Below are 14,001 nucleotides of genomic sequence, written 5' to 3' on the forward strand. Positions count from 1 at the left end.
TCGATACTCGAGGAGCCACTGAATGATCCAGCGTCACGATACCAAGACCCGCATGAGCCGGGCGGTGATCCATAACGGCGTCGCCTATCTGTGTGGCCAGGTGGCCGGACCCGAGGCGCGCCACGGCGATATCGTCGCGCAGACCGAGAGCATGCTCGCGCGCGTCGACGGCCTGCTAGGCGAGATCGGCTCCGACCGCAAGCACTTGCTGTCGGCGACGATCTACCTGAAGGAGGGCGGCGATTTCGAGGCGATGAACGCGGTCTGGGATGCCTGGGTACCCGCGGAGTATGCCCCGGCGCGTACCTGCGTGACCGCGGCGATGCCGGCCGACGAGCTGCGCGTCGAGATCAGCGTGACCGCGGCGATCAAGAGCGAGCGGGCGGTACCGAACACGCCACCGCAGACACGCCTCTACTGACCGCTCACTGGAGCGTGGCGTCATCGCTTGCCGGCGGCGGTGACGGCTGGAAGCGCAGCAGCGGCGCCAGGCGTTCCTGCTGGACCTCGCCGACCCGGCACAGCTGATCGGCGATCTCGGCGTACTGGCGCAGCAGCGGTTCGATCAGTCGGTACTGGGCGGGATCGCCGCGCGCCTCGTCGGCGGTATCGGCGAGCCATTCGAAGAGCCGGGCCAGGCGGTGATAGTTGGGATCGCCGCGCCCGGTATTGCCGCGTAGCGCATCGATGCCCAGGCAGCGCTGCACGCTGCGCTTGTTGGGGTCGAGACTCTCCTTTTCGAGCAGCATTTCCGCCTGATGGACGAAGCGCTCCATCAACTGGGCGGTCTCGAGGCTGCGCTGCTGACGCTGCTGGCCCGCCAGGCTTTCGATAAGCGTCTGTTGCTGGCGCCGTTGCTGGGCGACGATGACGATCAGCAGAATCACCACACCCATGGTGGCGACAAGCGCCAGGCCGTACGCCGCCAGCAGAGCCAGGATATCCGCGTCCAGCGGCCAGCCCGGATCGCTGGCGACGACGCCCAGCCCACCCAGTAACAGCGTGGCGATTACCACGAAAACGATCAGCGTTGTCACACCCGGCTCCCGGCTCCGACGAGGGGGAATTCACCTCGTCTCTGGCAGTTATCGGCCGCGCGGATGAAAACTTGACGACGTCGCTCGTCAGCACAGTCCGCCGTTGATGGCCAGGGTCTGGCGGGTGACGTATCCGGCGTCGGGACCGCACAGGAAACTCACCGCGCCGGCCACCTCGTCGGCGCTGCCCAGGCGCTGCATGGGGATCGCCCGGCGCGCCTCGCCGAAATCGCCGTCGGCGGTCATGTCGCTGTCGATCAGCCCCGGTGCCACGCAGTTGACGGTAATGCGACGCTTGGCGAGTTCCACGGCCAGCGCCTTGACGGCGCCGATCAGGCCGGCCTTGGCGGCGCTGTAGTTGACCTGGCCGCGATTGCCGATCAGCCCCGAGACCGACGACATCACCACGATGCGCCCCGGCGCGCGGCGGCGGATCATCGGCATCACCAGTGGCTTCACCACGTTGTAGAAACCGTCGAGACTGGTGTCGATCACGCTGTCCCAGGCCTCGTCGGTCAGCGCCGGGAAGGCGCCGTCGGCGGTGACGCCGGCATTGCAGACCACGCCGTAGTAGGCGCCGTGTGCGGCGATATCGGCTTCGAGGCATTCGCGGGCCCGGGCGCGGTCGGTGACGTCGAAGCGCAGCACGCGGGCCCGGCGGTCCAGCTCACGAATCTCCTCGGCCACCGCCTGGGCCTCCTCGACCCGGCTGCGACAGTGCAGCACCACGTCGAAGCCATCCCGGGCCAGGCGCAGGGCGATCGCCCGGCCGATGCCGCGGCTCGAGCCGGTGACCAGGATCGTGCCGGATGGAGAGAGCGAGGCGTTGTCAGGGGTCATGGATGGCTTCGTCCTGTGGCGGTCGGGCTTCGGGCTGATAGAGGGTCAACCAACCCTCGGCCAGCGGCGCCCCGCGCGGGTCGTCCGCGTCGAGGATCTCGCCGCTGAACTGGCCGAGGCCGTTGGCGCCCGCGAAATCGCAGCGAATGCGCACCTCGAGCGTCCTGCCGATCTGGAAGCGCGGGGTGCGGGCGAAGTATCGACGGCTGCCCACCAGAAAGCCCACCGCCGGCGCCTCGCCGTGCCGGGCGGCGTGCCAGCCGGCCCAGGCCGCGACCGCCTGGGCCAGCCACTCGAGACCCACCCAGCCGGGAATGCCCTGGGCAGGCATTCCTGCGGCAGGCGCTCCTGCGGCAGGCGCCCCTGCGGCAGGTCCCCCTGCGGCTTCGGCGAACAGATCGTCGGCGCGCGGGGTCAGCCGGGCGGTCAGGCCACGGTCGTCGGCGGCGACCAGCGTATCGAGCAGGCACATACCCGCTGCGTGAGGGACGAACTCGGCGATGGGACGAGGCAGGGCGTGCTCCATTCAATCCTCCCGGCTCAGCAGCAGGCTGGCGTTGTTGCCGCCGAAGGCGAAGGAGTTGCTCAGTGCATGGCACGGCGGCCGGGCGGGCGCGTCGTCCCCGACCAGCGCCAGCGGCGCCAGTTCCGGGTCGTAGGCGCCGTCGTAGACGTGGCGCGGCAGGCGGCCGCGTTCCAGCGCCAGCCAGCAGAACGCCGCCTCCAGCGCGCCGGCGGCGCCCAGGGTGTGGCCGGTCAGCGCCTTGGTCGAGCTCGCCGGCGGCGAACCGTCGAACAGCGCATTGACCGCCAGCGCCTCCATGCGATCGTTATGCGGCGTGCCGGTGCCATGCAGGTTGAGGTAGTCGACCTGATGCGGGGCGAGGCCGGCCTGGGCGAGCGCGCCGCGCATGGCCGCCAACGCGCCGCTGCCGTCGGGACGCGGCGCCGAGATATGGTAGGCATCGGCGCTCTCGCCGACGCCGGTCAACTGGATGCCGCCGGGCTCGGCGGTGACCACGAACAGTGCCGCCGCCTCGCCGAGGTTGATGCCGTCGCGATTTACGGAGAACGGCAGGCAGGGGTGGTCGCTGACTGCCTCGAGGCTGGCGAAGCCGTTGACCGTCAGCCGGCACAGGCTGTCGCCGCCGCCGGCGATCACCGCGTCGCACTCGCCGGAAAGCAGCAGCCGGCGTGCGCTGGCCAGTGCCCGGGCGCTCGAGCTGCAGGCGGTGGACAGCGCATACACCGGGCCGGTCAGCCCCAGCCGTTCGGCGACGAAGCGCGCCGGCGCGCCGAGTTCCTGGCGGGCGTAGCGGAAATCGTCGGGCAGCGGCGCCTCGCGCCCGGCGGTCGCCAGCGCGGCCTCGGTCTCGCCGATCCCCGAGGTGCTGGTGCCGATCACCACGCCGATGCGATCGCGGGGATAGCGCGCCAGCGCGGCGTCCAGGCTCTCGCCGAGCCGCGCCAGGGCCAGCGCCAGCAGCCGGTTGTTGCGGCTGAGGTGATCGGCGGGCCAACCGGCGGTATCGCCCAGCGCCGTCTCGACCCGGCCCAGCGGCAAGGCGCGCCCCGGGGTGAAGGCATCGCTGACGGCGAGTCCGCGGCGCCCGGCGAACAGCGCCTCGACGATGCGCTCGTTGTCGTCGCCGAGGCTGCACACCACGCCGGGCGGCGAGAGTCGGCAGGGCGTTCGTCGGGGTGCGGCGTCACTCATCGACGGCTTCCTTCAGCGGGGTGATACGTAAACGGTACTGGCCCTGACGATCGTCGAGCAATACCGGCCCGCGCCGGCCGGCCTGGCTGTCGGCGGGGCTGATGCGGGCGATCAGTCGACCGTGGTGGTGGATCTCGCGCGCTTCGTCGGTCAACGTCAACCGCCACGATGTGCCGGCGAACGCTTCGCGCAGCGCCCCGGCGGGCCACAGGCACCACTGCAGCCGTGCCGCCAGCCACTCGGCCGGGGGCAGCCGCTTCTCGATCTCGGCGAGCGGCACGTCGCCGGCGACGTAGCGGCTGCCGTCGTCGTCATCGACCAGCGTCACCAGACGCTGGCCGTAGGGGGTCAGCAGCGCTGCGCGCAGCTCGTTGCCGTCGAGGCGGATCAGCGCGATCAGCGTCTGCGGCTCGCTGCTGTCATCGCGCTCGAAGGTGAGCTGACGCTTGAGCGTCGCCGGCTCGGCGAGCGCCGGCTGACTCGGCGCGGGCGGCAGCGGCGGGGCCAACGAACAGCCGCCGAGCAGTGTGAGCAGCACGGCAATAACGAGCAGTCGCGGAACGGTCATGCCGCTCATTTCAGCGCACCGTCGCAGGTGAATGGCCGCTCGAAGTCGCGGCATGGCCGCACAGCTCGGCGAGCACATCGAGGCGGCGCCGCGCGCGGCTGACGAAGGGATTGTTCTGGTCCCAGGCGTAGCCGGCGAGCACCGCGCTGATCATCCGCCGCAGGTCGGCGGGCGGGTCGGGATGGAAGATGATCGACTGCAGCCGGCCGTCGTACCAGGCCTCGACGAAGGCGCGGAAGGTCGCCACCCCGGCGCGCAGCGGGTGCTCGAACTCGGCGTCCCAGTCGGGTGTCTCGCCGGCGAGCTGGCGGACGACCAGCGGTGCTGCCATGTCCGCCGAGCGCAGCGCGATGGTCACCCCCGAGGAGAACACCGGATCGAGGAATTCGCCGGCATTGCCGAGCAGCGCGTAGCCCGGGCCGTGCAGGCGCTCGACATCGGCCGAATAGCCCTTGAGCGCGTTGACCGGACGCAGCGGCTCGGCACCGGCGAGCAGCGCGGCGAAGCGCGGTTCGGCGTCGATCAGGGCCCGCCAGCGGCCGGCCGGGTCGGGGCCCGCGGCTTCCAGGGTGGTGATGTCGCCGACCACGCCGACCGAGGCGCGTCCTTGGCGGAAGGGGATCAGCCAGTACCAGGTCGCCGCGTTGTCGGGATGCACGCCGATCAGGATCTTCTCGCGATCCAGCGCCGAGAAATCGCCGCTGACGTGGGTGAACAGCGCCATGCGCGATTCCAGCCGGGCGTCGCGTTCGAGCCCGAGCTGGCGGGCGAGTACCCGGCCGTAGCCGCTGGCGTCGAGCACGAAGCGGGTCGTCAGGATGCGGGTGGTGCCCGCCTCGTCGAGGACCTCGAGTTGCGGGCGCTTGGCATCGGCGACGAACCGGGACACCTGGGTGCCGAACTCGACCGTGGCGCCGTAACCTTGGGCGGCTTCGATCAGCCGCTGGTCGAAATCGGCGCGCTCGACCTGGTAGGTACTCGCCCAGCCGGGGCTGAACTTGTCGCGGAAGTCGATCGCCGTGTCGACGCCGCGACGGGTGAAGGCGGCGCCGTTCTTGGGCTGGTAGCCGCCCGCCTCGACGGCGGGCAACAGCCCGGCGCTGTCGAGATGCGCCATGCACTGCGGCAGCAGGCTCTCGCCGATCGAGAAGCGCGGGAAATGCGCGCGCTCGATCACCCGCACGCTGAGCCCTTCGCGGACCAGGCGTGACGCGGCGGCGGCGCCGGCCGGCCCGGCGCCGATCACGATCACATCGGAGTCGAATGCTCGTTGACTAGTCATGTGCGCTCTCCTGTCGCGTCGTCGCGTTTGCCGGGCGAACCCAGGGCACCAGCAGCCAGACCAGTGTCAGGCCGATCAAGCAGGTCAGGCCCAGGTGATGCAGCGCCGGGGTGGCGCTGAAGGCCAGCAGACCGAAGGCCAGCACGCTGGTCAGCGTCGACAGCGTGATCGCCAGCCAGGTAGCCGGGCGGCGGGCGTGCTCGGCGCTGAAGATACCGGCGTCTAGGCCTATGCCCAGTACCAATAGCATACCCAGCTGGCTGAATACATTCAGCGCCGTGCCGGTCAGGGCGAACAGCGTCAGCACGCCGAGCAGCGCGCCCAGCGCCGGCGCGGCGACCCGCCAGGCGCGGCGGCGATAGCGCCAGCTCAGCACGACCATCAGCCCCAGCAGCGCGGCCGCCACCCAGCCGGCGATGTGCCGGCGCAACTCGCCGAGCAGGGTCGACAGCCGGGCGACGCGGTCGACGTACTCGACGCCGTCGTCGCCGGCGCTCAGCTGTTTCAGCGCGGCGACCTCGTCGGCGGCATCGACGCCGGTCAGCACCAGCGTCGCCGCCAGCATGCCCGGCTCGGTTCCGGGGATCTCGCCCAGCCACAGGCGGCGATCGCGCTCGCCGGCGGGCATCGCCAGCCAGTCCGCGACGCGCAGAAGGGGCACCTCGTCGAGCGTCGCCCGGGCGCGGGTCAGCGTCGTCTCAGGCAGGCCGGCGCGTGCGACCAGCGTGGCCAGCGGGTCGCCGTAGAGCCGGCGTACCCGCTCGAGATTGGCCCGCTGCTCGGCCGGCGGGGGGACATGTTCGGCGAGGTTGTCGTAGCCGATCGCCAGGCCGGCGTCGATGCGCGCATCCAGCGTCTCGCCGAGTCTGGCCAAGTGGTCGAGCAGCGCGGCCTCGTCGTCGGCGCGCACCAGCAGGTAGTGGCTGCCGGTATCGCTGCCCAGCAGCGACTGAACCTGGCGTTCTTCGGCGAGCCGCTCCGGCGACGAGGGGTTGAGCAGGCGCAGGCTATCGTCGACCTCGAGGTGGCCGATGACCACCGCCAGCATCGCCGTCACGCCGATCAGCGCCGCCCAGGGCGACAGGCGGCGGCGCGGTGTGGTGAGCTGCCACAGCCGTTCGGCCAGTCGCGCGGTGGCGGGGTGCGCCGGCAGTCGCAGGCGTGGCAGCCACAGCACCACGCACAGCCAGGCGCCGGTGAGCCCCAGCGCCGCGAAGATCGCCATCTGGCGCAGCCCGGGCAGCGGCGTCAGCGCCTGGGCGAGATAGGCCACCAGGCTCGAGGCGAGCCCCAGCGCCAGCCCCGGCAGCAGTGCGCGCAGTCGAAAGCGAGAACCTTCGATGGCGCGGTCGCTCTGCAGGTGCAGGGCATAGTCGATGGCCACGCCGATCAGGCTGACGCCGAATGCCAGGGTGAGCAGGTGCAGCCGGCCGAACAGCGCCAGGGTCAGCGGCAGGGCGAACAGCAGCCCGCCCGCCAGCGGCAGCAACAGCGCCGCCAGCGTGCGCGGCGAGCGGAACACCGTCAGCAGGATCACGATCAGCCCGGCGAAGGCGCCGAGGCCGATGGTGGTGATCTCGTGGCGCGCCTGACGGGCGCCGGCGGCGGCGTGGAAGATCAACCCCGAGTGCAAGAGTTCGGCCTGAGGGTGGGCACGCTCGAACGCCGCCAGTTGCTCGCCGAGGGCCTGCTGGGCCGACAGCGCATAGGGGCTGCCCGCCAGTTTCCCGATCAGCAGGGCATGGCGCGTGCCGGCGTCGTCACGCACCGTCAAAAGACCCTGCCAGGGCTCGATGCGCGTGTCGTCCTGAGCGTCCAGCCAGCGCTCGAGCAGGCCGAACGGATCGCGAACCGGCTGCGGCGAGCCGAGCGGCGAGAACAGCCGTTCGAGGGCCGGTTCGACCAGCGCGGCGCCGCCGTCGGCATCGATCGCCGCCTGCAGCGCCGGGGTCAGCAGTCGGTAGCGGTAGGCGCCCAGTGTCTCGCGCGGGTCGGCATCGGCAAGGTCGACATCCCGCCAGTCGAGGCGGGCGAGGTCGGGGAGTCCGCTCAGGCGCTCGGCCAGCGCGGCGCTGGTGGCCGGCAGGTCGTCGGCGGTGAGCAGCAGCACGAAGCGATTCTCGAAGGGCCGGCCGAGCTGTGCCGAGGCCCGCTCGATCAGCGGCGCCTGGCGATCCTCGGGCAGTAGCGCGGTAAGCCGGGTGTCGCTGGGCAGTCCGTCGCGCAACTGCCAGGCCAGCAGCAGCGCGCAGCCGGCGAGGATTGCTGCCCAAAGCCAGGCCAGGGGGCGATGTGGATCACTCGCCATTCGGGTCCTCGTCGGCCGTCGCTGCGCTGGCATCCGCCCCGAGCGGGCGCTGGTCGCTGAAGCTCACCTCGAGGATGTCGTCGTCGGCGGCGTGCAGGCCGAGCGTCTGGAGATAGCGGCCGCCGGCGAGGTGGAGGCTTTTCAGGCGCTCGCGCACGGCTTGCTGACGCGGCACCAGGTCGACGCGCCAGGCCTCGGCGTCGCCGGCGAGGGTGATGTCGAAGCGCCGTTCGAGCACCTCCCAGTCGCCGTCAAGCAGGCTCAACAGCAGCTCGGCGGCCTGCTGACGGCGGCGGTCGTCATCGCCGTTGGCCCCGCCACCGCCCTTCTCGTCGAGGCTCGCGGCGTCCTGCGGTGTGAACACCAGACGCTTTTCGACGGGCGTTTCCAGCCTCCACACCACGCGTGTGTCGCGCTCGTAGCGAAACTGGCCGCGGCTGACCAGCGAGGTGTCGAGATCGGCCAGGTAGCGCGTCTGCTCGAAACGCCCGGCGATGTCCGGCGTCGCCGCCAGCCGCGCCTGCAAGTCTTCCAGGTCGAAGGCCCGCGCCGGAAGGCTGCACAGCAGTAGCAGCAGCAGGCTCAAGATTCGCATGACGGGCTCCTTGGGTCGGCGATCCAGCTATTGGTGGTACAGCGGCGCGGCGAGCGCCTCGAGCTCGGCGCACAGCCGGCGCAGCTCGGCGTCCAGGGCGCGATCCTCGCCGAGCGGGGCGATATGCGTGCGGCATTCGGCAACGAAGCGGGCGAGCGCCGGCGGCGGTGACCCGGCGCTGTCCTGGCGGAGCTCGACGCCCTGGCAGGCGGCATGCAACACGCCGGCGGCGACCTGCTCGGCGAGGGTGAGCACGCGCAGCGCATCACGCGCGGCGATGGTGCCCATGCTTACCTTATCCTGATTGTGACTCTCGGTGGAGCGCGAGAACACGCTGGCCGGCATGGTGTGCTTGAGCGCCTCGGCGGTCCACGCCGAGACGCCGATCTGGACGGCCTTGTAGCCATGGTTGAGGGGCGCGCGCTCGGTGCTGGCGCCGCTCAGGTTGGCCGGCAGGCCATGGTTGTAGCGTTCGTCGACGAGCAGCGCGAGCTGGCGGTCGAGCAGGTCGGCGATATTGGCGACCAGGGTCTTCAGCGAGTCCATGGCGAAGGCGATGTGGCCGCCGTAGAAGTGTCCGCCGTGCATCACCGTCTCGCCGAGGGGGTCGATCAGCGGATTGTCGTTGGCGCTGTTGAGCTCGCCCTCGATGAAACCGCGCAGCCAGTCGAGGCTGTCCTCGAGCACGCCGATCACGTGCGGCGCGCAGCGTGTGGAATAGCGGTCCTGCAGGCGCGAGGCGTTGCGCGGTGGATGATCGTCCTGAGTCGCCAGATCGGCGCGCAGCCGCGCGGCGCAGCGTTGCTGGCCGGGGTGCGGCTTGGCGGCGAACAGCGTGGCGTCGAAGTGATAGGGGTTGCCGGCCAGCGCCCAGACGTTGAGCGCCGTCAGGCGCGTGGCGAGTCGCGCCAGGCGCTCGCCACGGGCATAGGCCTGGCAGGCCAGCGCGGTCATCACCGCGGTGCCGTTCATCAGGGCCAGGCCCTCCTTGGGGCGTAGCCGGTAGGGCGCAAGACCGCGTTCGACGAAGGCTTCCGCAGCCGGGCGGCGGCGGCCGTTGTCATGGACCTCGCGCTCGCCGCAGAGCACCGCGGCGAGATACGACAGCGGCGTGAGGTCGCCGCTGGCGCCCACCGACCCCTCGCTGGGAATCACCGGCACGACATCATGCTCGAGAAGCCAGGCCAGCCGTTCGAGCAGTTCCCAGCTGACCCCAGAGACGCCGCGACACAGCGATACCAGGCGTACCAGCACCACGGCGCGGGCGGCCTCGGCGTCGAGCATCTCGCCGAGTCCGCAGCCATGGAAGGTGTACAGCTGATGAGGCAGCGCGGCGAGCTGCTCGGCGGGCACCGCGCGGGTGCAGGCGTCGCCGTAGCCGGTGGTCACGCCGTAGACCACGCCGTCCTCGGCGAGCAGTCGCTCGAGAAAGGCCGGACCGGCCTCGATGCGTGCCCGGAATTCGGCGTCGTCGGCCAGGCGCACGCGCCGCTCGCCGCGGGCGACGGCGCAGACATCCTCGATGGCCAGCGGCGAGCCGTCGAGGGTCAATGGATGGGCGTCGGGGTTCTCAGCGGTCATCGGCATGCCAGTAGGGAAAGAAGTTGAACCACTGCAGCGGATAGTCGCGGCACTGTTCGCTGAGCCAGTCGACGTAGCGCTGCATGGCGGCGTCGCGCCACGCCTCGCGTTCGGCGCGCTTCAAGTGGGTGGTGTCGTCGAACGGTTGAAAGCGCACGCGATGGTGATCGCCCTCGCGCATGCAGCCCAGGGTATAGATCGGGCAGCGCAGCAGCGTCGCCAGCCAGAACGGCCCCTCGGGGAACGGTGCCGGCGCGCCGAGAAACTCGAGATCGCGGGTCCGGCCGTCATCGGCGAGCGGCACCCGGTCGGCGGCGATCACCACGAAACCACCGTCGTTGATGCGTTGTGCCAGGCGCATGGCGGTGGCCGGCGTGATCTCGCTGACCTCGACGATCTCGGGGCCGCGGCGCAGCGTGGCGCGCTCCAAGAGAGTGTTGAACTTACGGGCGTTGCGGGTGTGCATCAACTGCGAGACGTGAAAATCGTCGCGGCTGTCGCTCATCGCGCTGCAGATTTCCAGGTTGCCGTGATGCGAGACCAGCATCAGCCCACCGCGTCCACCGGTGATGGCGGCATCGAGGCAGGCGCGATCGGCGGCGTCGAGGCGCACGTCGAGCGGCATGCCGCTCCAGGCGTCGACCTTGTCCATCAGCGACTGGCCGAAGGCCCGGAAATGGCGCAGCACCAGGCGCTGCGGCCAACGCGGCGGATGTCCGGCATGCCGTGGCCAGATACGCATCAGATAATCGCGCGAGGCGCGTCGCGCCACAGGGCGGCGAACGAAATAGTAGAGGATCACCCACTGCAGCATGAAGGTGAACGGCAGCCGGCCCAGTCGGCGGCGGATCCAGACCATGATCCGCATGCCGGCGACGCTGCCCGATTCCTGAATGCGCGCCCAGTGCTGTCGCGGGGCCTCTTGGGTGGCACTCACGTGGTTTTCCTCCGTTGGGCGAGGCGCCTTCCGAGCAGTCGCGGCAGGCGGATCAGCATGCCGGCGAGCAGCTTGATGTGCATCAGTGCCAGCAGGGCGTTGTCGCGGGCCATGGCGAAGTGCGAGACGCCATCCTGTGGGTAGTGTACGCGAACCGGCAGGTTGATCACTTCGCCGCCGGCCCATAGCCAGCGCACCGGCAGCTCGGTGTCGAACTGCATGCGCTCGCCGCAGCCGTGGCGCTCGACCAGCCGTAGAGTGGCAGCGACCGGAAACAGCTTGGCCCCGCACATGGTGTCGCGCAGCGTGAACGATAGGGTGTTCAGCCACACCAGGCCATGGGTCAGGTAGCGGGCGTAGTAGCGATGGCGGGGCACGCTGGCGTCGAAGCGTGGGTAGCCGATGCGCAGGCGCTGGTCGTCGGCGTCGAGGCCGTGAATGAACGCCGGCAGGTCGGCCGCTTCATGCTGGCCGTCGGCATCGACCTGCAGGGCGTGACTGAAGCCCTTCCGGGCGGCTTCGCGCAGGCCGGCCTTGACCGCCGCGCCCTTGCCGCGATTGACCGGCAGGCGTACCAGCATCACGTCGTCGGCGGTGGCCAGGCGATCGAGTTCCGCTGCGCATTCGGCATCGCTGCCGTCGTCGACCAGCAGCAGCGGAATGCCCAGCCGTCGCGCGCCCGCGCAGGTCGAGGCGATCGCCCCGGCATGGTTGTAGACCGGAATCAGTACGCAGGGACGGGCCGCTTCAGCCATATCGCTCGTCTCCTTTTTCCTCTGCCACGGCCGTTGCGGCAAACAGGATGCGCCCGCTGGCGTGGCGACCGCGCGCGCCGTCGACGCTGAAGCTCAGCCGTTGCCGGCCGCCGGTTGCGTCCTCCTGCGCCAGTGTCAGTCGCGCCCGTTCGCCGGGCAGCAGCAGCAGCGGGAACTTGACCCGTTCGAGGCCCTGAAAAGGCGCGTCGAGGGCGAACTGCTCGCGGGCCAGCTGGCAGGCCCAGTGCACCAGGACCACACCCGGCACCACCGGCTGGCCGGGAAAGTGCCCGTCGAGAAAAATGAGTCGTTCGGGGATTTCGAGGTCGATCGCACAGCGCCCCTCGCCAGCCTCCATGACCCCCAGCCAGCGCGGCTGGCGGCGATCGTCGATATCGCCGAACAGGCGGGCGATCAGTGCCGCCGTGAGCTTGCCCTGGGCGTTGCTCGGCCAATGGCCGACGAAGCGCCAGTAACGCGGAATCACCGTGGGCTCGTAGCCGGCCAGCAGCCGTTCGCGCAGGCTGGCGATCAGTGTGCGCCGCGCGGCGCGGTCCCGGGGCAGCTCGGATTCGTCGAGGCGCACGACCGCGCCGAGCCGGGTGGCGTGTTGCGGCAGGGCTACGGTGTGCACTTCGCGTACCCGCGGGTCGGCGGCGAGGGCGCGGTCCATGGCGGTCAGCGAGACCCGCTTGCCGCCGACCTTGGCGATGCGGTCGCTACGCCCCAGCAGCCGGAAGCCGTTGCCGCTCGGCTCGATGCGATCGGCCTGGCGCTGCCAGTCGCGGGTGTCGATGAACGGTGAGCGGAGCCACAGTTGGTTTTCCGTATCGGCGCGGACCTCGATCCCCGGCAGGGGCGTCCAGGCCTCGCCGCGATGCTGATCGCGCCAGGCGATGCCGCCGGTCTCCGAGCTGCCGTAGATTTCCAGCACCGGCGCGTCGAGCAGGCGGCGGGCCCGGGCGCTGGCCGCGGCGGGCAGCGGCGCCCCCGACGAGTGGACATAGGCCAGCCGCGCGCGCACCGCCGGCCAGTCGATGCTCTCGGGCAGGCGTTCCAGCGGCGGCGGGGCACTGATCAGCACCGCGTCGGTGTTCTCCGTGGCGAGTGCCGCCAGCCAGGCGTGCAGCGTCTCCGGGTAGCGGCAGGTGGTGTCGGCCAGGGGGGCGCCTTCGCAGAGCGGCCGCAACACGGCGAACAACAGCCCGTAGATATGCTGGTGGCTGACCTGGCTGATCACCAGGCGCCCGTCGAGCGGCCATCGGGCGCGGTGGGTGGCCAGTTCGGCATCGAGCTGGGCGAAGCGTTTTTCCAGACGCTGGGGCTCGCCGCTCGACCCCGAGGTGTATAGCGCAAGCGCGAGTCGCTGGGGGGCGAGCTGTCCCCAGCGCGGCGCGTGGCCGGACGAGACGGGCCTGTGGCCATCGGCGACATCGCCGAGCCGGGCGCGGGTCAGGCGGTCGGTGGCGGCAAGTGTCTCGGGGCGGTCGTCGGCGGGCAGCAGGGCGCTGTCGCCGCGTTCCCACAGGGCGATCAGCGCGGCGGCGAACTCCAGCGGTGCGCGTTCGTGAAGCGACCAGTGCTGACCGGGGCCGGCGATGGTGTCGAGGCAGGCCTGCCAGGCGCCGATACGCTGCTGGAACTCCCCGAGCGTGGTGACGCCCGGCGTAACGACGCCCGGCGTGGCGACGCCCGAAGCGGATCCGGCGCACCAGCCGACGCAGCGCGTGGGCTCGCCGGCACGCCAGGGTGCCGAGAGTAGCGGGGAGTCGGTCATGAGGCGCTCTTCCTCTTGATACGTTGGCGCAGGCACCATTCGCCGCCGAACAGCAGGGCCATCGCGAGATAGGCGATGCCACCGTTGTAAAGCGTCCACAGGGCCGGGTCGCCATGGAGCACCGTGGCCAGGGCGAGGCCGCCGTTGACGGCGAAGAAGCCGCACCAGACCTGGGTCACGCGGCGCGTATAGCGCACCCCGCTCGCGGGCAGGTCGGGCTGCTCGCGGCGTGCCAGGCGCTCGATGATGCTGGGCGGATGGCTCAGCGACCAGGCGAACACGCCGAGCAACGCGAGATTGATCACCACCGGCCAGAGCAGCACGGTCAGCGTGGCGTGACCGGCCAGCGCCAGGAGCAAGGCGGGGATCAGCACCACGCCGGCCCAGCGCCGATAGCCCGACGGCAGCCGCCAGCAGCCCAGCCCGGCAACCAGCGCCAGCAGCACCCAGCCACCGGTGCGCTCGGCAAGCAGCCTCGACAACCAGGGCCAACCCAGCGCCAGGGCGCCGAGCAGCAGGTTGAGCAGGACGGTCGGTCCTGAGGCAGTCTTGCCGAGGGGCGTGTTCGTCGCGGCCATCTTCACGTGCTTCGATGCGAGCTTGT

At 70.8% G+C, this 14,001-nt stretch carries 14 protein-coding genes; 1 reads left to right on the plus strand and 13 read right to left on the minus strand.

Annotated features, from left to right (window positions below; all coding sequences use genetic code 11):
- Positions 1-22: 22 nt before the first annotated feature.
- A complete protein-coding gene (locus HR9077_RS21355; RefSeq protein WP_136069315.1) occupies positions 23-421 on the plus strand; it encodes a RidA family protein in 399 nt (132 codons plus the stop codon).
- Between the two features lie 4 nt (positions 422-425).
- Here the strand turns inward: HR9077_RS21355 and HR9077_RS21360 are convergent, their stop codons facing one another.
- The 13 genes from HR9077_RS21360 to HR9077_RS21420 all read right to left on the minus strand — a co-directional run bounded on the left by HR9077_RS21360 (position 426) and on the right by HR9077_RS21420 (position 13,975).
- The gene (locus tag HR9077_RS21360; protein ID WP_136069316.1) at positions 426-1,037 is read right to left on the minus strand and encodes a hypothetical protein; all 612 of its coding nucleotides are present in this window, start codon (positions 1,035-1,037) and stop codon (positions 426-428) included.
- A gap of 87 nt (positions 1,038-1,124) precedes the next feature.
- Entirely contained in the window at positions 1,125-1,877 is a 753-nt protein-coding gene (gene fabG / locus HR9077_RS21365; RefSeq protein WP_136069317.1) for a 3-oxoacyl-ACP reductase FabG, read from the minus strand.
- Positions 1,867-2,403, minus strand: a complete 537-nt coding sequence (locus tag HR9077_RS21965) for an ApeP family dehydratase (RefSeq protein WP_168381019.1) — start codon at positions 2,401-2,403, stop codon at positions 1,867-1,869. Before HR9077_RS21965 ends, fabG begins: the two co-directional genes overlap by 11 nt.
- Positions 2,404-3,594 carry a beta-ketoacyl-ACP synthase gene (locus tag HR9077_RS21375; protein ID WP_136069319.1) on the minus strand — a complete coding sequence of 397 codons (1,191 nt, stop codon included), beginning with the start codon at positions 3,592-3,594 and terminating at the stop codon, positions 2,404-2,406.
- The gene (locus tag HR9077_RS21380) at positions 3,587-4,162 is read right to left on the minus strand and encodes a DUF3261 domain-containing protein (protein ID WP_244613414.1); all 576 of its coding nucleotides are present in this window, start codon (positions 4,160-4,162) and stop codon (positions 3,587-3,589) included. Before HR9077_RS21380 ends, HR9077_RS21375 begins: the two co-directional genes overlap by 8 nt.
- Positions 4,163-4,172: 10 nt before the next feature.
- Positions 4,173-5,444 carry an NAD(P)/FAD-dependent oxidoreductase gene (locus HR9077_RS21385; RefSeq protein WP_136069321.1) on the minus strand — a complete coding sequence of 424 codons (1,272 nt, stop codon included), beginning with the start codon at positions 5,442-5,444 and terminating at the stop codon, positions 4,173-4,175.
- Entirely contained in the window at positions 5,437-7,752 is a 2,316-nt protein-coding gene (locus HR9077_RS21390) for an MMPL family transporter (RefSeq protein WP_136069322.1), read from the minus strand. Before HR9077_RS21390 ends, HR9077_RS21385 begins: the two co-directional genes overlap by 8 nt.
- Positions 7,742-8,347, minus strand: coding sequence for a LolA family protein (locus HR9077_RS21395; RefSeq protein ID WP_136069323.1), 606 nt, complete (start codon positions 8,345-8,347; stop codon positions 7,742-7,744). Before HR9077_RS21395 ends, HR9077_RS21390 begins: the two co-directional genes overlap by 11 nt.
- A gap of 27 nt (positions 8,348-8,374) precedes the next feature.
- A complete protein-coding gene (locus HR9077_RS21400; protein WP_136069324.1) occupies positions 8,375-9,928 on the minus strand; it encodes an HAL/PAL/TAL family ammonia-lyase in 1,554 nt (517 codons plus the stop codon).
- Positions 9,918-10,865, minus strand: coding sequence for an LpxL/LpxP family acyltransferase (locus HR9077_RS21405; protein WP_244613415.1), 948 nt, complete (start codon positions 10,863-10,865; stop codon positions 9,918-9,920). Before HR9077_RS21405 ends, HR9077_RS21400 begins: the two co-directional genes overlap by 11 nt.
- Positions 10,862-11,620 carry a glycosyltransferase family 2 protein gene (locus HR9077_RS21410; RefSeq protein WP_136069325.1) on the minus strand — a complete coding sequence of 253 codons (759 nt, stop codon included), beginning with the start codon at positions 11,618-11,620 and terminating at the stop codon, positions 10,862-10,864. The genes HR9077_RS21405 and HR9077_RS21410 overlap by 4 nt, the downstream gene beginning before the upstream one ends.
- The gene (locus tag HR9077_RS21415; protein ID WP_136069326.1) at positions 11,613-13,397 is read right to left on the minus strand and encodes an AMP-binding protein; all 1,785 of its coding nucleotides are present in this window, start codon (positions 13,395-13,397) and stop codon (positions 11,613-11,615) included. The genes HR9077_RS21410 and HR9077_RS21415 overlap by 8 nt, the downstream gene beginning before the upstream one ends.
- A complete protein-coding gene (locus HR9077_RS21420) occupies positions 13,394-13,975 on the minus strand; it encodes a COG4648 family protein (RefSeq protein WP_136069327.1) in 582 nt (193 codons plus the stop codon). Before HR9077_RS21420 ends, HR9077_RS21415 begins: the two co-directional genes overlap by 4 nt.
- Between the last annotated feature and the right edge of the window lie 26 nt (positions 13,976-14,001).

It is taken from the genome of Modicisalibacter radicis (assembly GCF_900961225.1).
Taxonomy (GTDB): domain Bacteria; phylum Pseudomonadota; class Gammaproteobacteria; order Pseudomonadales; family Halomonadaceae; genus Modicisalibacter.

What these genes read in the sequence shown, in the direction of transcription:
- HR9077_RS21355 (WP_136069315.1), top strand. Translation starts at nt 23, where the DNA reads ATGATCCAGCGTCACGATACCAAGACCCGCATGAGCCGGGCGGTGATC.
- fabG (WP_136069317.1), bottom strand. Translation starts at nt 1,877, where the DNA reads ATGACCCCTGACAACGCCTCGCTCTCTCCATCCGGCACGATCCTGGTC.
- HR9077_RS21965 (WP_168381019.1), bottom strand. Translation starts at nt 2,403, where the DNA reads ATGGAGCACGCCCTGCCTCGTCCCATCGCCGAGTTCGTCCCTCACGCA.
- HR9077_RS21375 (WP_136069319.1), bottom strand. Translation starts at nt 3,594, where the DNA reads ATGAGTGACGCCGCACCCCGACGAACGCCCTGCCGACTCTCGCCGCCC.
- HR9077_RS21380 (WP_244613414.1), bottom strand. Translation starts at nt 4,162, where the DNA reads ATGACCGTTCCGCGACTGCTCGTTATTGCCGTGCTGCTCACACTGCTC.
- HR9077_RS21385 (WP_136069321.1), bottom strand. Translation starts at nt 5,444, where the DNA reads ATGACTAGTCAACGAGCATTCGACTCCGATGTGATCGTGATCGGCGCC.
- HR9077_RS21390 (WP_136069322.1), bottom strand. Translation starts at nt 7,752, where the DNA reads ATGGCGAGTGATCCACATCGCCCCCTGGCCTGGCTTTGGGCAGCAATC.
- HR9077_RS21395 (WP_136069323.1), bottom strand. Translation starts at nt 8,347, where the DNA reads ATGCGAATCTTGAGCCTGCTGCTGCTACTGCTGTGCAGCCTTCCGGCG.
- HR9077_RS21400 (WP_136069324.1), bottom strand. Translation starts at nt 9,928, where the DNA reads ATGACCGCTGAGAACCCCGACGCCCATCCATTGACCCTCGACGGCTCG.
- HR9077_RS21410 (WP_136069325.1), bottom strand. Translation starts at nt 11,620, where the DNA reads ATGGCTGAAGCGGCCCGTCCCTGCGTACTGATTCCGGTCTACAACCAT.
- HR9077_RS21415 (WP_136069326.1), bottom strand. Translation starts at nt 13,397, where the DNA reads ATGACCGACTCCCCGCTACTCTCGGCACCCTGGCGTGCCGGCGAGCCC.
- HR9077_RS21420 (WP_136069327.1), bottom strand. Translation starts at nt 13,975, where the DNA reads ATGGCCGCGACGAACACGCCCCTCGGCAAGACTGCCTCAGGACCGACC.